Origin of the sequence: Rhodospirillum sp. A1_3_36, assembly GCF_047263945.1 — a bacterium.
GTDB lineage: Bacteria > Pseudomonadota > Alphaproteobacteria > Rhodospirillales > Rhodospirillaceae > Rhodospirillum.
The window spans coordinates 177,015-197,974 of sequence record NZ_JBLAVB010000004.1; the positions used below are offsets into that span (position 1 = coordinate 177,015).

Sequence of the window (20,960 nt, forward strand, 5' to 3'; positions counted from 1 at the left end):
AGTCCGATAGCCTCTGGGACATGGAACACGACACCTCGTCCCTGTCCACAACATATTGTAACAGAATCTTGCTGCACGACACAAAAAAGGCGTTGCTGTGACAGCTCAGGACACATAATCTAGCGACACCTTGAGGGCGCCGATCAACATCTGGTGGCGCCCAATCCGAAAGGTGACAACCCTAAGGTTTGGACCACTCCATACCAGGGATAGGTGGGCGCACAGCGCTCAAAACCCCAAGATTCCCGCCGGAGCACGCCTCCGGCCCCGTTAGACGGTTTCCAGCTCCACCTCAAAAGGGATGCATGTGGACACCGTTCCCATTGCGGCCCCTGCCACCAGACCGGACATCGGGTGGCAGGATCCGTTTGACCGGCGTTTTCCTGCCGGAGCCCCCCTTTCTTTTCCCTGGGAGGGGGCCACCACTTGACTAAGGCGAGGACCAAGCAGATGCGTATTGAGCGGCACTTCACCACCGACGGCACCGATCCCTATGCCGCCATCGAATTTCGCGAGGCGACCAGCGAAATTCGGAACCCCGATGGCTCGGTGGTGTTTCAGGCCGCCAATGTGGCGGTTCCCATGGCCTGGAGCCAAGTGGCCACGGATGTGCTGGCCCAGAAATACTTCCGCAAGGCCGGTGTTCCGGCGCGCCTGAAGCCCGTCGCCGAATCCAATGTGCCCGAGTGGCTGTGGCGCATGGAAGCCGATATCGACGCCCTGGAAGCCCTGCCGAAGACCGAGCGGTTCACCGGGGAAAGCGACAGCCGCCAGGTCTTCGACCGGATGGCGGGCACCTGGACCTATTGGGGCTGGAAGGGCGGCTATTTCGATGGCGAAAGCGACGCGCGGGCCTTCTTTGACGAAATGCGCCATATGCTCGCCAGCCAGATGGGAGCACCGAACTCCCCGCAGTGGTTCAACACGGGCCTGCATTGGGCCTATGGAATCGACGGACCGGGCCAGGGGCACTATTACGTCGACTTCAAAACCGGCGAATTGGTCCGCTCCACCAGTGCCTATGAACACCCCCAGCCCCATGCCTGTTTCATCCAGTCGATCTCCGACGATCTGGTGAACGAGGGCGGCATCATGGACCTCTGGGTCCGGGAAGCCCGACTGTTCAAATATGGCTCCGGCACCGGGACCAATTTCTCCAGCCTGCGGGCAGGCGGGGAACCTCTGTCCGGTGGCGGGAAGTCCTCTGGGCTGATGAGCTTCCTGAAGATTGGCGACCGGGCTGCGGGCGCCATCAAGTCGGGTGGCACCACCCGTCGGGCGGCCAAGATGGTCATCTGCGACATCGACCACCCGGATATCGAGGAATTCATCGGCTGGAAGGCCAAGGAAGAGCGTAAAGTCGCGGCCCTGGTCGCTGGCTCCAAGCTGTGTTCCGAACATCTGACCAAGGTCATGGAAGCCACCAAGGACTGGGATGGTGCCGATGATGGCTCGCGGTTCGATCCCAAGGTGAACAAAAACCTCAAGAAGGCCATCATCGCCGGGCGCAAGGTGATGATCCCGGAAAACTACATCCAGCGGGTTATCCAGCTCGCCCGCCAGGGCTACACCGGCGTGGACTTCGAGACCTTCGACACCGATTGGGATTCGGAAGCCTATATGACCGTGTCCGGTCAGAACTCCAATAACTCGGTCCGGGTCACCGACACCTTCCTGAAGGCGGTCCTGGAAAACGCCGATTGGACCCTGAAACACCGCACGACTCCCAAGACCCGCACCGTCAAGGCCCGCGATCTATGGGACGAGATCGCCGTGGCCGCTTGGGCCTCTGCGGACCCTGGGCTGCAGTTCGACACGACCATCAACGACTGGCACACCTGCCCGACCTCGGGCCGAATCAATGCGTCGAACCCCTGTTCCGAATATATGTTCCTCGATGACACGGCCTGTAATCTGGCCTCGCTGAACCTGCTGACCTTCCGCAACGGGGACGGGACTTTCGACGCCCAGGCCTTCGAGCACGCCTGCCGCCTGTGGACGGTGGTGCTGGAGATCTCCGTGCTGATGGCCCAGTTCCCGTCCAAGGAAATCGCCGAGCGGTCCTTCAAGTTCCGGACCCTGGGCCTGGGCTATGCCAACATCGGTGGCCTGCTGATGGCCAACGGCCTGTCCTACGACAGCGAGCAAGGCCGGGCGCTTTGCGGTGCGATCAGTGCCATCATGACCGGCACGGCCTATGCCACCAGTGCCGAAATGGCCGAGCAGATGGGCGCCTTCCCCGGCTACGCCGAGAACACCGAATCCATGCTGCGGGTCATCCGCAACCACCGCCGGGCGTCTCAGGGCCGCGCCAAGGGGTACGAGGGGCTGTCCATCGCTCCGGTCCCCCTGGACATCGACAACTGCCCCCAGGAAGATCTGATCGAAACCGCCCAACGCGCCTGGGACAAGGCCCTGGAGCTGGGGCAGGTCCATGGGTACCGCAACGCCCAGGTTTCCGTGATCGCCCCCACGGGTACCATCGGTCTGGTCATGGACTGCGACACAACGGGTATCGAGCCAGACTTCGCCCTGGTGAAATTCAAGAAGCTGGCCGGAGGCGGCTACTTCAAGATCATTAACCGCATGGTCCCTCAGGCTCTGACCACCCTGGGCTATGATGTGGACGCGATCGAGTCGATCATCCGCTATGCGGTCGGCCATGCCACCCTGAGGGGCGCTCCCGGCATTAACCATGCCACCCTGACGGCCAAGGGCTTCACCCCAGAGGTTCTCCGTCAGGTGGAAGACGGGCTGTCCAGCGCCTTCGACATCCGCTTTGTCTTCAACAAGTGGAATTTGGGCGAAGACTTCTGCGTCAACACCCTGCGCCTGAAGTCCGAGCAGCTCAACGACATGAACTTCGACCTGCTCGCGGCCATCGGCTTTACCAAAGCGGAGATCGAAGCGGCCAACACCTTCGTCTGCGGCGCCATGACCCTCGAAGGGGCGCCGGGCCTGAAGGACGAGCATCTGCCGGTCTTCGATTGCGCCAGCCCCTGCGGGCGCCTGGGCACGCGGTCCCTGTCGGTCTCCAGCCACATCCACATGATGGCTGCGGCCCAGCCCTTCATCTCCGGGGCGATTTCCAAGACCATCAACATGCCCAACGATGCCAGTGTCGAGGACTGCAAGGATGCCTATATGGCCTCCTGGCAGCTGGGGTTGAAGGCCAATGCCCTCTACCGCGACGGGTCCAAGCTCTCCCAGCCCCTCACCGCCTCGCTGCTGGACGGCGTGGAGGACGAGGACACCCTGGAAGAAGCCACCGCCGGTAAGGCCCTGTCGGCCAAGGCCGAGGTTCTGGCCGAGCGGATCGTCGAGCGGGTCGTCGCCAAGCGCGATCGCATGCCCGACCGCCGCAAGGGCTATACGCAGAAAGCCATCGTCGGTGGCCACAAGGTCTACCTGCGCACCGGTGAATATGAGGACGGCCGCCTGGGCGAAATCTTCATCGACATGCACAAGGAGGGCGCCGCCTTCCGCAGCCTGATGAACAACTTCGCCATCGCCGTTTCCATCGGTCTGCAATACGGCGTACCCCTGGAAGAATATGTGGAGGCCTTCACCTTCACCCGCTTCGAACCCCAGGGCATGGTCGAAGGCAACCAGACCATCAAGATGGCGACCTCCATCCTGGATTACCTGTTCCGTGAGGTAGCCATCAGCTACCTGGGCCGCAACGATCTGGCCCATGTGGAACCCGAGGACCTGACCCCCGATACCCTGGGCGACGGCCATGAGGAAGGCGATCTGGAAGACGACTGGGAAGGCGACCTGCTGACCCAGACCGTCAGCGCCGGGTATGTGCGGTCGAACCTCTATGTGCTCAAGCAGAAGCAACGGAGCAAGGTGAAGGAGGCCGTGGCCCATTCCTTGACCCGCGAAACGGCAAGGTCCACGGGCACCGACGGCCATGGACATGTCCATACCCACGCCAAGGAAACCGTGACCGTGACCACGGATATCATGGGAGAGAGCGACGATAAGATGTCCCGAATCCGGGAAGCCCGCATGAAGGGCTACGAAGGGGACAGCTGCGACGAATGCGGCAACTTCACGCTGGTGCGGAATGGCACCTGCATGAAGTGCGACACATGCGGGGGGACGAGCGGCTGTTCCTAAGCCGTTCGCCAAACCCGCCGCGGGGGAGAAGGGGGCTTGTCCGGTCGCCCCTCCCCCGCGCGCCTGTGCTCAGAAAAAGGATCGCTCCGCGGGGCGGTCCTTTTTTGCTTTTCCTGCCCGGTCGCCTGCCCGGTCACCTGAAGGTGATAGGGAAAACAAAACGGGCTCCCGCCCGAACCCCGCCGGGGCGATGCCCCGGTCCCCCTTTTTTTCTTGCTGTTTTCTGACCATTGCATGTCTCTCTGAGGAGTCCCCCATGCGCCGCGCCCTGCTGTTGCTCGTCCTGACCCTGCCGCTTCACGCCATGGCCGCCGGAACAAGACAGGCGGAGTCGACGGACAACCTCCTCGCCCTGAGTTGGCAGCCCACCTTCTGCGAAACCAAACCCGAGACCAGGGAATGTCGAGGTCTCAATCGGGGCGGTCATCCGGAGGCGAGCCAACGCCTGTCCCTCCACGGCCTTTGGCCGCAGCCCCGCGATCGCGTCTATTGCGGCGTATCGGCGAAGGACATCAAGCGAGATAAGGCCGGGGACTGGAAGCACCTCCCCGTCCCGCCCCTCTCCACCGAAACCCAAGCCCGCCTGGACGCCGCCATGCCCGGCGTCGCCAGCCAGTTGGACCGCCACGAGTGGATCAAACATGGTACCTGTTACAATGCCAAGGGCGGCGCAGAGGAATACATCCAGGATGCCCTCGCGCTCACGGACGCGGTCAACGGTTCCCTGGTCGGAACCTTCCTCTCCGAGTCCCTCGGGCGGAGCGTTTCCACGGACGCCATTCGCAAGCGCTTTGATCAGGCCTTTGGCCCGGATACGGGCGCGCGGGTTCAGGTGACCTGCCTACGGGATGGCGATCGGACCTTGATCCGCGAGATCAAACTCTCTTTACGGGGCCTCATCACCCCGGGCGCAGACCTGGGAGACCTTCTCAGGTCTGCGCGCCCGCAAAAGTCGACATGCAAGGCCGGGATCCTGGATCCCACTGGACTTCAATAGGAGTCTGACCAAAGAGTGTCGATTGCGGCAATCCGCTCACGGGACACGACAGTCGGTGTTTTCCCGTCACGGGGCTTTGCCCCGTCCCCCCCCTCTTTGGCGAGAATGGGGCCGAAAGGCCCCAGACCCCAGACTGTTATTTTTAAAAGAAAAATGGGGGTTTGGGGGCATCGCCCCCAAATGGGCTTGGGCAATCGCCCAAAACAGACAAGACACTGTCGTATACCGTGAAAACTGGTCCCCACTTTTCCGGCGGCGTGGGTTTCACCCCGCGCCGCTTGGGATAAGACCCCAACAGGGCATCAACCCTCTGTCTTCTCTCCGGTGTCGACCTTCAAAGCCTTCTTGGGCAGGTCGAGCTTGATGTGCAACTCCTTAAGCTGCTTGTCAGACACGGTGTTGGGGGCATGCATCAACAGATCCTGGGCCTGACCGTTCATGGGGAACAGGATCACCTCGCGGATGTTGGGTTCGTCGGCCAGCAGCATGACGATGCGGTCAACACCCGGGGCAGATCCCCCGTGGGGCGGGGCACCGTATTTGAAGGCGCGGAGCATACCGCCGAACTTATCCTCCACGACCTCCTTGCTGTAACCTGCGATCTCGAAGGCCTTGTACATGATCTCCGGACGGTGGTTCCGGATGGCACCGGAGGACAGCTCCACGCCGTTGCAGACGATGTCGTACTGGAAGGCCTTGATGTCGAGCGGATCCATGGTCTCCAGCGCTTCCATCTCGCCCTGGGGCATGGAGAAGGGGTTGTGGCTGAAGTCGATCTGCCCGGTGTCCTCGTTCATCTCGTACATGGGGAAATCGACGGTCCAGCAGAACTTGAACACCCCTTCCTCGCGCAGGCCCAGGTCATCGCAGACCCGCTCGCGGACCAGACCGGCGAACTTGGCGGCCTTGAGCGCCTTGTCGCAGGCGAAGAAGACGCTGTCCCCGGCTTTCAGGTCCAGGGCAACGCGGATGGCTTCCACCCGGTCGGCTTCCAGGTTCTTGGCGATGGGCCCCTTGGGACCGGCCTCGTCGAAGATGATATAGCCCAGACCGCCGGCCCCGTTCTCGCGGGCCCATTCGTTGAGCTTGTCGTACCAGCCACGCGGGCGGCTCGCGGCGCCCGGCGCGGGAATGGCGCGAACCGCATTGCCCTTCTCCACCTGCTTGGCAAAGAGACCGAAGCCGCCCCCGGCGAAGTGCTCAGAGACATCGGCGATGATCAGCGGGTTGCGCAGGTCCGGCTTGTCCGAGCCGTATTTCAGCATGGACTCGTCATAGGGAATGCGCGGGAAAGGTCCCTCGGTCACGGCCTTGCCATTGCCGAAGGTCTTGAAGCAATTGCGCAAGACCGGCTCGATGGCGTTGAACACATCGTCCTGGGTGACGAAGCTCATCTCGAAATCGAGCTGATAGAACTCACCGGGGCTGCGGTCGGCGCGGCCGTCCTCGTCGCGGAAGCAGGGGGCGATCTGGAAGTACTTGTCAAAGCCACTGACCATCAGCAGCTGTTTGAACTGCTGTGGCGCCTGGGGCAGGGCGTAGAACTGGCCCGGATGCAGGCGTGAGGGGACCAGGAAGTCGCGGGCCCCCTCGGGGCTCGACGCGGTCAGAATTGGCGTCTGGTACTCCAGGAAGCCCTGGTCGATCATCGACTGACGCAGGAAGGAAATCACCTTGGAGCGCAACACCATATTGGCATGCACCTTCTCCCGCCGCAGGTCGAGGAAACGGTAGGCCAGACGCATTTCCTCGGGGAACTCCTGATCCCCGGCCACCATCATCGGCAGAACCTCGGCGGTGGAGAGCACTTCGACCTCGACCGCGCGCAGCTCGACCGCACCGGTCGGCAGGTTCGGGTTCACGGTTTCGGCGGTGCGGGCGATCACCTCGCCGGTCACGGCAACGACGCTTTCCACCCGGGCGCTTTCCAGGGTCTTGAAAACCTCGCTGGACACGTCGCAGACCACCTGGGTCAGGCCGTAATGGTCGCGCAGGTCGACGAACAACAGGTTGCCGTGGTCGCGCTTGCGGTGGATCCAGCCTGACAGGCGCAGGGTCTGGCCCACATGCTCGGGACGCGGCTGGTCGCAGGTGTGGCTACGGTAACGGTGCATGGTGGCGTATTCCTGGCGTGGGTGATCGGCTCCGTACATGATCATGTACAGATTTCCGTCGGAAAGGACACCCTGGGGGCGGATTTGTCAAGCCACCCCCATCGTGGCGCTTGCCCGAAGCAGCGGCTAAGGCTATACGCGTGGGATGCCATTGATTTCAAACACTCAGGATCTCGCCGCCTTTTGTGACCGCCTGAAGGGAGAAACCTTCATCACGGTGGACACCGAATTCATGCGCGAGAAGACCTATTGGCCCGTGCTCTGCCTCATCCAGGTGGGGGGGACCGAGGAAGCCCGCTGCATCGACCCCCTTGCCCCGGGAATCGATCTGGCGCCCCTTTATGACCTGATGGCCGATGAGAGCATCCTCAAGGTCTTCCACGCCGCCCGGCAGGATCTGGAGATCTTCCTGCACGAATCCGGCAAGCTGCCCAAGCCCCTGTTCGACACCCAGGTGGCGGCCATGGTCTGCGGCTTCGGTGATTCTGCGGGTTATGAGACCCTGGTGACCAAGCTGACCAAGGCCCGCATCGACAAGTCCATGCGGTTCACCGATTGGTCCCGCCGCCCCCTGAACGACAAGCAGGTGAAGTACGCGCTCGGCGATGTCACCCACCTGCGAATCGTCTACGAAAGCCTCGCAGCCATGCTGGCGCAAAGCGGGCGGGAAAGCTGGCTGGCCCAGGAAATGGACATCCTGACCACGCCGTCCAGTTATATTGTCGAACCGGAAGAGGCTTGGCTGCGCATCAAGGCCCGGTCCCGGTCCAGCAAATTCCTGGGCATGCTGCGCGAACTGGCCGCTTGGCGGGAGCGCACCGCGCAGGAGCGGGACCTGCCCCGCAACCGGATCATCCGGGACGAAGGCTTGTTAGAAATCGCCGCCAGCGCCCCGACCACTCCCGAAGCGCTATCCCAGTTGCGCAGCGTATCCAAGGGTATGGCCGATGGCTCCATGGGTCAGGGGATCATTGCTGCCGTCAAGACGGCCCAATCCCTCTCGGACAGGGAGCTGCCCCAACCACCCAAAAAGGACGACCTGCCCCAGGGGTTGGGTCCCGTGGTGGACCTTCTGAGGGTGCTGCTCAAAATGAAATGCGAGCAGGAGGGCGTGGCTCAGAAGCTGGTGGCCAATATGAGCGACCTGGAACTGATCGCCGCGGACGACAACGCCCAGGTCGCAGCCCTGGAGGGCTGGCGTCGAGAGCTATTCGGCGCCGACGCCCTGCGCCTGAAACATGGCAATCTGGCCATTGCCCTGACCGAGGATGGCCTGGGCCTGCGTATGATCCCCCTGGGAGAGTGATAAAAAGAGAGGGGAGCAAGGTCTCCCTTCGCCTAAAGTCGCTCTTTTCCCAAGACCGCGCCGCCTCCACTTGTTACTTTTAATATCCCCTTTGCCCCAAGACACCGGGTGAGGGGACAAAAGAAACAAACATTTTGGGGGACGACCCATGTGCCAAATCTTCGCCGGACAACCCACGTCCAACTATGAGCCCGAGCGCCGTTCGGTGCGCATGGGCGGCTTTTCCACCTCAATCCAGCTGGAACGCGTCTTCTGGCGGATCCTGGAAGAAATCGCCGAAAAGGACGGAAGCAGCGTCGCCCGGTTCATCGCCAAGCTCCATGATGAAGTGATCGCCACCCATGGGGAGGCGCGCAACTTCACGTCCATGCTGCGCTGCTGCTGCCTGATCTACATGGATCAGACCCATGAACAGGGAAACCGCGCCGTTTCCGTGCCGCGAGGCAATCCGGCGGCCCAACCCACGGCGCTGGCAATGGCGAAGGGCGCCGCAATGGCAATCGGGTAAGCGGGCCCCGGGCTCAGACCGTCCGGGCGCTGCCGTTTCTCCGATCGGACGTGTAGCAGACTGCGGAAAAAGTCCGAGCATGCCCCAAAACCGTCATTCCCGCGGACGCGCTAAGGGATGCACATATCTTTTATTTAGGGCTGATGATTTTTATTTCGTCATGCCCGTGAAAACGGGCATCCAGGGTGGGGACAGGGGACGGAAGCGGTTGACGCAACAGGAGCGCCCGTCACCGACACCACCGAAATCAACCCTGGATCCCCGCGTCCGCGGGGATGACGAATAAAAACACCCTATTCTTGAACGTCGGAGCGGCACAGAGAAACGGCCCCCCTTGGCGTTTTCACGGCCATGACGGACCCCTTTGACGTTACCGCATGACTTTCTCGATGGGCGCGTCGAAACAGGCCGCCATGCTGAGCAAAAGCGCATAGGCCGCTTGCTTCTGCGCGGAAGACCGGATCCCCTCGAAAGCCCTCAGCATCTCCCAGGTCAGGGGGTGGGTCATCATCTCCGCCCCCTCCGGGATCGGCTCGCCCGTGGGAGGCGGCAGGTCCTCGAAGAAAAAGGAGGGCGTCACGCCAAGGGCACAGGCCAAGCCATAAAGGCGGCTCGCGCTGATTCGATTGGTCCCCAGCTCGTATTTCATAAGCTGAGCACCGGAGAAGCCAACATGATCGGCAAGCTCCCTTGTGGAGAGGCCCCTGGACCGCCGCAGCCAACGCAAGCGGCGTCCAACACTGATATCAACGGGCGTGGGCGCAGCATCGCGCCCCCCTCCCGCCTTCGGGGAAAGGGTGCTGTTTTCCATGGTCGGAACATCCGACCGGAGGCCGGGGAGAACCGCCGAAACGAACCGGGTCAGAGCGGGGACATGGGGAAACAGGCCACCGGATAACCCGGCCCGCCCGGCGTCCTCCCTCAGCCCCCGGCCAGCGCGCCCCCAGGTTCGCCCCGCAAGCAGGACGAATTTGTGGAAACGGCGGACAATGGGATATAACAGGCGTTAGCCATGACCTTGCTCTCTTTCCTAGTGTAAGCAGGGTTGCGGTTAGGCGTTGGGGGTGGCTGCAACCACCCCCAACGCCGCTTTGCCCATCGCTGAGGTGGACACAATCGAGAGTGTACCGCGAACGGTGGCGTGTGATCTACCATCAAGAGATCAGCGGTCCGGATTTTATGGATCCTTGGCCCTGCGGCTTTCCCACCCGGGCGCTTGGCGCCTGCACGGGGATGACGGCTGGAGTGAAACGGGATCATCTTGAGTCAAGCTGATCCCGCTTCACTCTCATTCTATAGATTTTAGAGTGCTCCGCTTGGAGAAAGGCGCCCTTCCGCCCCTTATGCAACTCGAATGCTGTCCATGAACTGTGCCATGTCCTGGCGGATTGCCTGGTCGCCGTCGCTCAGGGCCGAGGATGTGGACATCAAACGTTCTGCGACCCGCAGCGTCTCCGCTGCGGCGCTGCGGACCTGGGTCATCGCCGCCACCACAGATTTGGCCCCTTCGGTCGCCCCGCTGACATTGCGGGCAATATCGCTGGTGGTCGCCGATTGCTCGGTCACCGCCGAGGCGATTCCGGACACAAAGGAATCGATTTTCCGCACCAGATCCAAAATGGCGGCAATGGCAGAAACCGCCTGCTCGGTGGTAGCCTGAATCGCCCCGACCTGCTGGGCGATGTCCTCCGTCGCCCGGGCCGTTTCCGTGGCCAGGGATTTCACTTCCCCCGCCACGACGGCAAACCCCTTGCCCGCCTCCCCGGCCCGTGCCGCCTCAATGGTGGCGTTGAGGGCCAGAAGGTTGGTCTGTTCGGCAATACCGGTGATCACCGAGGTGATCTCTCCGATCCGCCCGGCCGCATCGCGCAGCTTCTCCATCTCGTCGCTGGCATGCCCCGCATCGTTTACGGCCTGGGCCGTCACCTCCGTGGACATCTCCACTTGGCGGGTGATTTCATTGATGGAGGCAGCCAATTCCTCTGCGGCGGCAGCGACGGATTGGACATTATCCAACTCCATCTCCGATGTCGCCGTCGCCTGCCCCACCAGCCTGTTGGTGCTGTCGACCGACAGGTTGATCTGGTCGGCCACGTCACGCAGGGTTGAAGACGCCTCGGTCAAGTGACCCAGGGACCCGGTCATCCGGGAATCAAATGTGGAGATTTCCCGGTCCACCCGCTGACGGACGGCCTCCCGCTGTTCTGCTCGCGCCCGATCCTCGACGGCCAGACGCTCCGCTTCCTCCGCCGTGCGCTTGAAAACCTCCAGCGCCCCGGCCATGGCACCAAGTTCATCCCGGCGTTGGGCGAAGGGAATCTCGACCTCCCGCGCGCCCCTGGCAAGAGCCAACATCGCCTCTGTCATGCGACCAATCCCGCGGGACACACTCCCACCAATGCCCCAAGCCACCAGCACACCGAAAATGACACCGATGGCAGCAACGACCAATTGGATATCCTGCATGCGACCGACGAAGGTGACGACCTTCCCCTGACGCGCGAATTGGGTTTCGGTACTGCGCCCAGCAAGCCCATCCAATGCGGCCATAATGGATTGCCGCGCTGTCTGCATATCCCCATCCATTGTCTCGGTTGTCTCCTTGGACAGCGCCTCAATCCGCCGGAACAGGTCCACATAGGCCTTTATGTCCTGGGAGAGGGCCGCCACGCCGACAATGGACTCTGTGGCTCTCTTCTCGAAAGCCGAACGGCCCGACTCCAGGCGCTTCAGCCAGGTCTGGACAGCGCCCTCGGCGGCCTCGTCATAGCGGGTGCTCCCGACAGCCCGTTCCCCGAGCAAACGGACCGTCTGAAAGCGTTGCAGAAGCCGCCCCGCAAGAGCCGTGGCGTTCGAATCACTGGCCATGGCTGCGCCCGAAGCCGATTCCAAACGCTTTGTGATGTCCTCGCCGTCTGGGAAGAACTCTTCTGTGACCAACCGACGGGTCTCTGCTTTGCCTTTGGTCACCTTGTCGAAGGCCGCGAAATAGGCCGTCAGAAGGGACTGGATCTCCGTCAGAGCATCCTTAGCGCCAGCGGACTCCGGCGCCAGACGTGCCTCCTCCTCGGCTCGGGCCTCGGCCGCAGCAACCGCTTTCGACAGACGATCGTGCGTTTCGCCAATGACAGCGATCAGGGCGTCGTCTCCGGTCACGCTATATTCCCGGACCGTTCGGTCGATATCCTGGACCAGCCGATCGATTTCCCGAACGGACGTTACCGCACGCATGGTCTTGCCACTTGCCACCACCTGTTCTGAAACCTGCGAGAAGCCGTAAAGGCCCACCCCCGCCAACCCCACCAACAACGACAGAACCACGGCAAACCCACCGAAAATTTTTTCGCGGATGCCAACCCCGGCCTTTCGGCCCTCGACTTTGGTCGAATCACCCATAAATGCGTCCCTTTCTTTTATCCGGCCCTCCTTTTGACGGTGGGTCTGTTTTTACGTTTTCTTGGTCCCGAGGCAGAAGCAAACCCAGCCACCCCGGTCTCCATGCCTATGCATTAGGCCCCATAGGTATGGAGAGCAGGACAGCAACATACTTAGACAATATGCCACTATCTCCGAGGTAGGAGAAGGATGATATCTAGACTTTAGGATAAATCCCCCACCCTTTTGGTTAATGATTGCGCGACGAAGAAACCGAGGGACCGCAAGGTGAAGAGACTGTCGACGTAGTAACATATTGCCACCACGGGCACCGGAGAACGCCCTACCCTGGGTGTCGACTATCGCTGATCGACCTTGGAGGGTCGCCCACTTCCGTTGGCAAGAAGGAACCAGCCCGTGGCGAAAGCCATCCACACCATGATCCGGGTCCTGGACGAGGACCGCTCCGTTGCTTTCTACCGGACCGCTTTCGGCCTGGAGATCGCCGATCGCTTTCCCTTCGACGGCTTCACCCTGGTCTACCTCCGCAATGCCGAGGCCGACTTCGAAATCGAGCTGACCATCAACCACGACCAAACCGAGCCCTATACCCATGGTACCGGCTATGGCCATGTCGCCGTGGCGGTGGACGACCTGGAGGCCGAGCACGCGCGGATGATTGCCAACGGCCTGACCCCCACGCCCATCAAGGAGTTCCATCGGGACAATGCCCTGATGGCCAAGTTCTTTTTCATCCAGGACCCCGACGGCTACAAAATCGAGGTCCTCTGGAGACACGGACGCTACCAATAAGGGATAGCCGTCCCATCCGATCCGACCGGGGACCAACCCCGGCGGATCCCGACGACAAAAAAAGCCCCATTCAAAAAGGGGCCACCCACAGGGAGACCATCCAATGACCCATTCCATGGGGCGCTCGCCCCTTTCTCGTCCCAAGGGGCAAGCGCCCCTTTCTCGTCCCAAGGGGCACGTGCCCCTTTCTCGTCCCAAGGGGCACGTGCCCCTATCCCGCCGCAGTTTCCTTCGGGGAAGCGCCGCCACGGCCGGACTGGTCGCCATGACCCTGGCCGGTGGTCTGATCTCGGCCCCCAACGGAGCCTGGGCATTCGCACCCAAAACCCTGAAGCCGGAAACGGCACGGGTTCTGATCCAGATGACCCGAGACACCTACCCCCACGACCAGTTTCCCGACGCCATCTACGCCCAGGCGGTCGCCGGATACGACGCCAAGGCCGCCTCCGACGACGCCTTCCGCAACCTTCTCGAAGACGGCGTGGTCACCCTCAACGCCCGGGCCAAGGATGGCTTCGGGGTCAAGAGTTACGACCGTGTGGGCTGGGAAGCGGATCGCCTGTCGATCCTCCGTGCCATCGCCGACAGCCCCTTCTTCCAGGCGATCCGCTCCGACCTGGTGGTCTCGATCTACAACAACCATGACGTCTGGAAGATCCTTGGCTACGAGGGATCGTCTGCCGACAAGGGTGGGTATATCGACCGCGGTTTCAACGATCTGGATTGGGTGTAAGACCATGGGCGCGCCATATGATTTGAACGACGACAGCGTGGTCGTCATCATCGGCTCGGGTGCCGGGGGTGGCACTCTCGGGACGGAACTGGCCCTGAAGGGCATCGACACGGTGATTCTCGAAGCCGGATCCCGCTATGAGATTGAGGATTTCGTCAACGACGAATGGGAGAGCTTCGGCAAGATCTCCTGGCTCGACAAGCGGACCACCTCGGGTACCTGGCGGGTCTCGAAGGATTTCCCCAACCTTCCCGCCTGGATCGTCAAAGCCGTGGGTGGCTCCACCATCCATTGGGCCGGTGCCTCCTTGCGCTTCCAGGAGCATGAATTCAAGACCGCCACCACCTATGGCACCGTGGAGGGGGCCAACCTGCTCGATTGGCCCATCACCTTGAAGGAGATGGAGCCCTATTACGAAAAAGCCGAATTCAAGATGGGTGTCACCCGCACCAACGGCATTCCCGGCCTGCCCGGCAACAATAACTTCAAGGTCATGAAGGCCGGAGCAGACAAACTGGGGTACAAGGAGTGCCACACGGGGCGCATGGCCATCAATTCCCAACCCCGGGACGACCGGGGATCCTGCCAACAGATCGGCTTCTGCTTCCAGGGCTGCAAATCGGGCGCCAAATGGTCCACCCTCTACGCCGAAATCCCCAAGGGAGAGGAGACAGGCAAGCTGGAGGTCCGCCCCAACGCGCAGGTGCTGCGCATCGAGCACGACGCCAAAGGCAAGGTGACCGGCGTGCTCTACGCCGACAAGGACGGCAACCAACACCTGCAGAAGGCCCGGGTGGTCTGCGTCGCGGGCAATTCCATCGAAAGCCCCCGGCTGCTGCTCAACTCCGCCAGCACACAATTCCCCAACGGGCTGGCCAATTCCTCCGGTCAGGTGGGGCGGAACTACATGCGCCACATGACGGGCAGCGTCTATGGCGTCTTCGAGAAGCCCGTGCACATGTACCGGGGCACGACCATGGCCGGGATCATCCAGGACGAGGCCCGGTTTGATCCCTCCCGGGGGTTCGTCGGCGGCTACGAGTTCGAAACCCTCTCCCTGGGTGTTCCCTTCATGGCGGCGTTCCTTGATCCCCAATCCTGGGGGCGGAGCTTCTCCTCGGCGATGGACGATTACGCCAACATGGCCGGCATGTGGATCGTCGGCGAGGATATGCCCCAGGAAAGCAACGCCATCACCCTCCACCCGACGGAAGTGGACCAGTTCGGCTTGCCCATTCCCAATGTGAACTACGACGACCACGCCAACGACCTGGCCATGCGCAACCACGCCTATACGCAAGGGGCGGCTCTCTATGACGCCGTGGGCGCGCTGCGGACCTTCCCCACGCCGCCCTATCCGTCGACCCATAACCTGGGCACCAACCGCATGAGCGAGAAGGCCCAGGACGGGGTGGTGAACCGCTGGGGGCAGACCCACGACATCCCCAACCTGTTCGTCTCCGACGGCAGCCAGTTCACCTCCGGTGCGGCGGAAAACCCGACGCTGACCATCGTTGCCCTGGCCATCCGTCAGGCAGACCACATCGCCGAACGCATGGGCCAAAAGACCCTGTGACCGCCCGTTCGGAAGGACAGCCGGGACCCCTGCGGGTCCCGGCCCGTCACCCTCTCTCTGCCTCCGAAAGGCGACGGTAGAGGGTGGAGCGATGCACACCCAGCCGCCGCGCGGCCTTGGACACATTCCCGTTACAGGCCTCCAGCGCGGCGCGCATGGCCTCCCGCGTCAGGCTGTCCAGGGAGGCATCTCCCCGCCCTGGCTCCCATCCTGATCCTGCCCCGGATCCGGCCCCCTTGGCGGGTCGAACAGCCGGTGGTTCCGTCGCCGCAGGGGGAGCGGTCACCGCCTCTTCTCGCCCCAAAACGCCCTCGGGCAGGTTTTCCGGGGTCAGGCATTGCCCCGGGTCAGCCAGGGCCGCCAACACCTTCAGGGCGGAGGTGAGCTGGCGAAAATTCCCTGGCCAGGAATGGGCCGCCAAAAGAGCAATGCTCCCGGGCTCCAGGGTGATCCCCCGGCTCCCGCCGATATCCTTCCACAGGGCTTGAACCATCTCCTCCCGGTTGGGCAGGCTGCGCAGGGGCGGCAGGGTGACCGTGAACTGGGCGATTCGGAAGAACAGATCCTGGCGGAACCGCCCCTCCGCCACCAGGGTTTCCAGGTCCCTATGGCTGGCGCAGATCAGCGCGATATCCACGGGAATGCGGCGGCTCCCCCCCAGGGGGGTCACCTCGCGCTCCTGCAGGACACGGAGCAGCCGGGCCTGATGCTCGATGGGCATATCGCCGATCTCATCCAGGAACAACACGCCGCCATCGGCCTCCCGCAGCAGCCCCTTATGGCCCTTGCGGCGGGCGCCGGTGAAGGCCCCCTCCTCATATCCAAACAGCTCGCTTTCGATCAGGCTTTCGGGCAGGGCTGCGCAGTTGACCGCCACAAAGGACTGGCTCCCCCGCGCCGACAGGGCGTGCAGACGGCGGGCAAAGACCTCCTTGCCCGCCCCCGTCTCGCCCCGGACGAACACCGGAACATCGGCATCAATCAAGCGGCAGGCTCGCTCCAAATCCGCCCGGGTGGCGGGCGTCAGATAGGGCTCCGGCGTTCCTCCTTGTGGAAAGCGGACGCCGGGCAAGACCGGGGAGCGGGCTCCCCCGAATCGATCCTGGGGGCGAGACTGCAGGCGATCCTGGGGGCGATCGAGGCGGGCATGGAAGGAGCGTCCCTGATGGTCCCGGGGACCGCCGCTCCCATCCCGCCCCCAGGCCCCCAACGGCCCCTCAAACAGGTCTTCCCAACGCGAGCGGTTCAGGGCATCCCAGGAGAGATCCAGAAGCCCCAGGGCATGGCGGTTGGCCGCCCGCAGGCGGTCGCCCTCGAACACCAGGATCCCTTCCCGATGGGTTCCAAGCAGGTCCGGAGAGCCGTGGAGGCGCAGGACTTCACAATGGGGGAACTCGCCCTCGAACAGGCGGTGCTCAATCTGGGAAACGGCCAGCCCCACCAGCCCCATGGCATGGCTCGCTCCCCCTTCCCCCGGCGCTCCGGCGCGTGCCGATAGGTCCAGGATCCCCAGCGCCCGCCCATCGGGACCCAGGATGGGCATCGCCGAACAGGTCAAGAAGGCATGGGGCGCGAAATAGTGTTCCGCCCCGCGCACCTCCACCGCCCGCCCTTCGGCCAGGGCCGTACCGATGGCATTGGTGCCCAGATGGGCCTCATTCCAGGAGACCCCGGGGCGCAGGGACACCCGCGCGGCCTTGCGCTGGAAGTGCTCCGCCCCGCTGGCCTCCAGAATAAGCCCATCGGCATCGGACAGCAGGGCCACGCCACCGGAGCGCGCCGCTTCCCCCCGCAACAGCTCCATTTCCGCCCGACTGGCCCGGCGCAGGCGCTCATAGCGCTCCGCTTGCCGGGCCATTTCCCGTTCCGTCAACGCCGCCACCTGCGGCGCGGCCGTCAGGTCCAATCCCATATCGGCGCAGCGCCGCCAGGACCGGGCAATGGGCGTACCCTCCAGGTCCGGTGGCAGCGCGCCGCGGTCCAGGAACAAACGGCGGGCGCGTTCCAGGCTGACCGAAACACGGACGTCCATGGGCGAAATCCTCCCCTAGGCTTCTTCAGGACCCTGTTCTTTTTTCGAGATGTCGCGCGCCTGTCGCTTTCCGCGACAGCTGTCGCGCGCCCTCTGTCGGTCCTGGCGACACTCTGCCACGGAAGCCGAAAGCCTGTCCAGATTTCGGTAATTATCAACCCACTTCTACTGCACTGCCGCAATTTCCTTGCGCACTATGATTTTCAAAGACTTAACCCGAAGGACGGAGGGGGATCGATCCACGCCGGTTCGCCCCAGATCGAGACTGGCACGAGACTTGCGTTTTGATGTCCCGTCTCAACGAAACAGTGAGACCTGGTTTCAACAAGAAAGCCCCAGGGAGTCCCCTTCCATGAACAAGCCCGTCGATCTGTCGACCCTTCAGTCCGCGCCCTTCGCCGCCCAGTACGGCAACTTCATCAATGGCGAATGGATTGCCCCCAAGGACGGCACCTATTTCGACAACACCTCGCCGATCACCGGCAAGGTGATCTGTTCCATCCCCCGCTCCAAGGCCGCCGACATCGAGCTGGCCCTGGACGCCGCTCATGCCGCCAAGGATGCCTGGGGCCATACCTCCCCGGCAGAGCGCGCCAATATCCTGAACGCCATCGCCCAGCGCATGGAAGACAACATTGAGCTGCTCGCCCGGGCCGAGACCTGGGACAACGGCAAGCCGATCCGCGAGACCATGGCCGCCGACATGCCGCTGGCCATCGACCATTTCCGTTATTTCGCGGGCTGCATCCGCGCCCAGGAAGGCACCCTGTCGCAGATCGACCAGGACACCGTGGCCTATCACTTCCACGAACCCCTGGGCGTCGTCGGCCAGATCATTCCCTGGAACTTCCCGATCCTGATGGCCGTGTGGAAGCTGGCTCCCGCCCTGGCCGCCGGAAACTGCGTGGTGCTGAAACCCGCAGAACAGACCCCCGCCTCCATCCTGGTTCTGGCTGAATTGATCGGTGACCTGCTGCCCAAGGGTGTGTTGAACATCGTCAACGGCTTCGGCCTGGAAGCGGGCAAGCCCCTGGCTTCGAGCCCTCGCATTGCCAAAATCGCCTTCACCGGTGAGACCACCACCGGCCGCCTGATCATGCAGTACGCCAGCCAGAACCTGATCCCGGTGACCCTGGAGCTGGGCGGCAAATCCCCGAACATCTTCTTTGCCGACGTGATGGCCGAGGACGACGACTTCCTCGACAAGGCGATCGAGGGCTTCGTGATGTTCGCCCTGAACCAGGGTGAGGTCTGCACCTGCCCCTCCCGCGCCCTGATCCACGAGTCCATCTACGACAAGTTCATGGAAAAGGCCCTGGCCCGTGTCGCGGCCATCGTCCAGGGGAACCCGCTGGATCCGAGAACCATGATCGGGGCCCAGGCCTCCAGCGAGCAGATGGAGAAGATCCTCTCCTACATCGACATCGGCAAGCAGGAAGGCGCCGAATTGCTGATCGGTGGCGAGCGCAACGTTCAGGGCGGTGACCTTGCCGGCGGCTTCTACGTGAAGCCCACGGTGTTCCACGGCAACAACAAAATGCGCATCTTCCAGGAAGAAATCTTCGGCCCCGTGGTCTCCGTCGCCACCTTCAAGGACAATGACGAGGCCCTGCATATCGCCAACGACACCCTTTATGGACTGGGCGCGGGCGTGTGGAGCCGCAGCGCCGATACCTGCTACCGCTTCGGTCGGGCCATTCACGCCGGTCGGGTCTGGACCAACTGCTACCACGCCTATCCGGCCCATGCGGCCTTCGGTGGCTACAAGCAGTCCGGTATCGGGCGCGAAACCCACTCCATGATGTTGGACCACTACCAGCAAACCAAGAACCTGCTGGTTTCCTACTCTGGAAAAGCCTTGGGCTTCTTTTAAATCCGTCAGACCGGAAGGGGACTATAATTGTCCCCTTTCTTCATACTCAGTCCAAGAAAATCAGGCTAGGCAAGCTGGGCCAAGCAGGCTGGCCAATAAAACCAGGTATGGAACCATGACACAGACTGCATTTTACATTCCCTCTGTTAATCTAATGGGGCCGGGATGCCTTCGGAACGCCATCAACCATATCGGCGGCCAGGGCTTTACCCATGCTCTGATCGTGACCGATCCGGGTGTCGTCCGAAGTGGCATTGTCGAGAAAGTCACCGGCCTGATGACCGAGATCGGCCTCGCCTCCACGGTTTTCGATGGCACCCATCCCAATCCGACGACGGGCAATGTCGAAACGGGCTTGGCGCTTCTGCAGTCCAAGGGATGCGACCTTGTCGTCTCCGTCGGCGGTGGATCGTCCCATGACTGCGCCAAGGGGATCGCCCTCTGCGCCACCAATGGGGGCTCCATTGCCGATTACGAAGGCGTGGACCAATCTCCCCGCCCCCAAATGCCGATGATGGCGATCAACACCACCGCCGGAACGGCCAGCGAGATGACGCGCTTTTGCATCATCACCGACGAGACCCGCCATGTGAAAATGGCCGTGGTGGATTGGCACGTCACCCCCATCCTGTCGGTCAATGACCCCGAATTGATGTTGGGCAAACCTCCGGCCCTGACCGCTGCCACGGGCATGGACGCGCTGACCCACGCCGTCGAGGCCTATGTCTCCACGGCCGCGACGCCGATCACCGACGCCTGCGCCTTGAAGGCAATCAGCCTCGTCGCGACCCATCTGCGCCAAGCCGTCGTCCATGGCGACGACCTCGCAGCACGGGACGCCATGGCCTATGCCCAATTCCTCGCCGGCATGGCGTTCAACAACGCCTCTTTAGGATATGTCCATGCCATGGCCCATCAGTTGGGTGGCTTCTATGACCTGCCGCATGGCGTCTGCAACGCTGTTCTGTTGCCCCATGTCGAGGCCTACAACTCGCCGAGCAGCGCCGCCCGTCTAAAGGAGGTGGCCGCGGCCATGGGCAAGGATGTCTCCGGCCTGTCCGACGACGAAGGAGCGCAAGCCGCCATCGCCGCAATTCGGACCCTGTCGTCGGATATTGGCATCCCCGCCGGATTGACGGAATTGGGCCTGAAGGACAGCGACATCCCGACCCTGGCAGCCAATGCGATGAAGGACGCCTGCGGACTGACCAACCCGCGCCGGGCCAATCAGACGGATATCGAAGCGATCTTCCGGTCTGCGGCCTAGAGTATTCCAAGATCAAGTTGGGTCGCTTTGCGACCAGGCTTGGCCTCGAAGACACTCTAAAATCTATAGAATGAGAGTGAAACTGGGCCAATTTGACTCGAGCTGATCCAGTTTTACCCTAACCCTGGGCGGCTCCCTGGACAGTGCCAGGAAGCCGCTGACTCTCCCGTTGCGGGCTTCGGCCCATTGGCCCGCGGCGGTCCGAGGGCGGCCCTTCCTCCCACAGCCTTCCTGGGAGGAA

At 62.6% G+C, this 20,960-nt stretch carries 13 protein-coding genes; 9 read left to right on the forward strand and 4 right to left on the reverse strand.

Annotated elements, in window-relative coordinates; all coding sequences use genetic code 11:
• Positions 1 to 450: 450 nt before the first annotated feature.
• Together ACLIRY_RS11240 and ACLIRY_RS11245 are read left to right on the forward strand one after the other, a co-directional pair.
• Positions 451 to 4,125 carry a vitamin B12-dependent ribonucleotide reductase gene (locus tag ACLIRY_RS11240; RefSeq protein WP_413205767.1) on the forward strand — a complete coding sequence of 1,225 codons (3,675 nt, stop codon included), beginning with the start codon at positions 451 to 453 and terminating at the stop codon, positions 4,123 to 4,125.
• A gap of 256 nt (positions 4,126 to 4,381) precedes the next feature.
• The gene (locus ACLIRY_RS11245) at positions 4,382 to 5,122 is read left to right on the forward strand and encodes a ribonuclease T2 family protein (RefSeq protein ID WP_413205481.1); all 741 of its coding nucleotides are present in this window, start codon (positions 4,382 to 4,384) and stop codon (positions 5,120 to 5,122) included.
• A gap of 302 nt (positions 5,123 to 5,424) precedes the next feature.
• Here ACLIRY_RS11245 and aspS read toward each other — a convergent pair whose 3' ends face one another.
• The gene (gene aspS / locus ACLIRY_RS11250) at positions 5,425 to 7,236 is read right to left on the reverse strand and encodes an aspartate--tRNA ligase (RefSeq protein WP_413205768.1); all 1,812 of its coding nucleotides are present in this window, start codon (positions 7,234 to 7,236) and stop codon (positions 5,425 to 5,427) included.
• Positions 7,237 to 7,381: 145 nt separating this feature from the next.
• On the opposite strand from aspS, the gene rnd reads away from it, so the two are divergent.
• Together rnd and ACLIRY_RS11260 are read left to right on the forward strand one after the other, a co-directional pair.
• On the forward strand, positions 7,382 to 8,542 hold the full coding sequence (rnd, locus tag ACLIRY_RS11255; protein ID WP_413205482.1) for a ribonuclease D: 1,161 nt from the start codon (positions 7,382 to 7,384) through the stop codon (positions 8,540 to 8,542).
• 148 nt (positions 8,543 to 8,690) lie between these two features.
• A complete protein-coding gene (locus ACLIRY_RS11260) occupies positions 8,691 to 9,050 on the forward strand; it encodes a ribbon-helix-helix domain-containing protein (protein ID WP_413205483.1) in 360 nt (119 codons plus the stop codon).
• Positions 9,051 to 9,420: 370 nt separating this feature from the next.
• On the opposite strand, the gene ACLIRY_RS11265 is transcribed toward ACLIRY_RS11260, so the two are convergent.
• Positions 9,421 to 9,861 (reverse strand): helix-turn-helix domain-containing protein, encoded by a 441-nt coding sequence (locus ACLIRY_RS11265; RefSeq protein ID WP_413205484.1) that lies wholly within the window; start codon positions 9,859 to 9,861, stop codon positions 9,421 to 9,423.
• 530 nt (positions 9,862 to 10,391) lie between these two features.
• Entirely contained in the window at positions 10,392 to 12,446 is a 2,055-nt protein-coding gene (locus ACLIRY_RS11270; protein ID WP_413205485.1) for a methyl-accepting chemotaxis protein, read from the reverse strand.
• 396 nt (positions 12,447 to 12,842) lie between these two features.
• Here ACLIRY_RS11270 and ACLIRY_RS11275 point away from each other — a divergent pair, with 396 nt between their 5' ends.
• From ACLIRY_RS11275 to ACLIRY_RS11285, 3 genes are all read left to right on the forward strand, one after another.
• Positions 12,843 to 13,238 (forward strand): VOC family protein, encoded by a 396-nt coding sequence (locus tag ACLIRY_RS11275; RefSeq protein WP_413205486.1) that lies wholly within the window; start codon positions 12,843 to 12,845, stop codon positions 13,236 to 13,238.
• 103 nt (positions 13,239 to 13,341) lie between these two features.
• The gene (locus tag ACLIRY_RS11280; RefSeq protein WP_413205487.1) at positions 13,342 to 13,971 is read left to right on the forward strand and encodes a twin-arginine translocation signal domain-containing protein; all 630 of its coding nucleotides are present in this window, start codon (positions 13,342 to 13,344) and stop codon (positions 13,969 to 13,971) included.
• A gap of 4 nt (positions 13,972 to 13,975) precedes the next feature.
• Positions 13,976 to 15,547, forward strand: coding sequence for a GMC family oxidoreductase (locus tag ACLIRY_RS11285; protein ID WP_413205488.1), 1,572 nt, complete (start codon positions 13,976 to 13,978; stop codon positions 15,545 to 15,547).
• 46 nt (positions 15,548 to 15,593) lie between these two features.
• On the opposite strand, the gene ACLIRY_RS11290 is transcribed toward ACLIRY_RS11285, so the two are convergent.
• The gene (locus tag ACLIRY_RS11290) at positions 15,594 to 17,579 is read right to left on the reverse strand and encodes a sigma-54-dependent Fis family transcriptional regulator (protein WP_413205489.1); all 1,986 of its coding nucleotides are present in this window, start codon (positions 17,577 to 17,579) and stop codon (positions 15,594 to 15,596) included.
• Positions 17,580 to 17,931: 352 nt separating this feature from the next.
• Here ACLIRY_RS11290 and adh point away from each other — a divergent pair, with 352 nt between their 5' ends.
• Together adh and yiaY are read left to right on the forward strand one after the other, a co-directional pair.
• The gene (gene adh / locus ACLIRY_RS11295) at positions 17,932 to 19,452 is read left to right on the forward strand and encodes an aldehyde dehydrogenase (RefSeq protein ID WP_413205490.1); all 1,521 of its coding nucleotides are present in this window, start codon (positions 17,932 to 17,934) and stop codon (positions 19,450 to 19,452) included.
• Between the two features lie 115 nt (positions 19,453 to 19,567).
• The gene (yiaY, locus tag ACLIRY_RS11300) at positions 19,568 to 20,719 is read left to right on the forward strand and encodes an L-threonine dehydrogenase (protein WP_413205491.1); all 1,152 of its coding nucleotides are present in this window, start codon (positions 19,568 to 19,570) and stop codon (positions 20,717 to 20,719) included.
• Positions 20,720 to 20,960 lie beyond the last annotated feature (241 nt).

Coding starts and splice junctions, on each gene's coding strand:
- ACLIRY_RS11270 (WP_413205485.1), bottom strand. CDS start 12,446: ATGGGTGATTCGACCAAAGTCGAGGGCCGAAAGGCCGGGGTTGGCATC.
- adh (WP_413205490.1), top strand. CDS start 17,932: ATGAACAAGCCCGTCGATCTGTCGACCCTTCAGTCCGCGCCCTTCGCC.
- ACLIRY_RS11290 (WP_413205489.1), bottom strand. CDS start 17,579: ATGGACGTCCGTGTTTCGGTCAGCCTGGAACGCGCCCGCCGTTTGTTC.
- ACLIRY_RS11285 (WP_413205488.1), top strand. CDS start 13,976: ATGGGCGCGCCATATGATTTGAACGACGACAGCGTGGTCGTCATCATC.
- yiaY (WP_413205491.1), top strand. CDS start 19,568: ATGACACAGACTGCATTTTACATTCCCTCTGTTAATCTAATGGGGCCG.
- ACLIRY_RS11245 (WP_413205481.1), top strand. CDS start 4,382: ATGCGCCGCGCCCTGCTGTTGCTCGTCCTGACCCTGCCGCTTCACGCC.
- aspS (WP_413205768.1), bottom strand. CDS start 7,236: ATGCACCGTTACCGTAGCCACACCTGCGACCAGCCGCGTCCCGAGCAT.
- ACLIRY_RS11280 (WP_413205487.1), top strand. CDS start 13,342: ATGACCCATTCCATGGGGCGCTCGCCCCTTTCTCGTCCCAAGGGGCAA.
- ACLIRY_RS11240 (WP_413205767.1), top strand. CDS start 451: ATGCGTATTGAGCGGCACTTCACCACCGACGGCACCGATCCCTATGCC.
- ACLIRY_RS11260 (WP_413205483.1), top strand. CDS start 8,691: ATGTGCCAAATCTTCGCCGGACAACCCACGTCCAACTATGAGCCCGAG.
- ACLIRY_RS11265 (WP_413205484.1), bottom strand. CDS start 9,861: ATGGAAAACAGCACCCTTTCCCCGAAGGCGGGAGGGGGGCGCGATGCT.
- rnd (WP_413205482.1), top strand. CDS start 7,382: ATGCCATTGATTTCAAACACTCAGGATCTCGCCGCCTTTTGTGACCGC.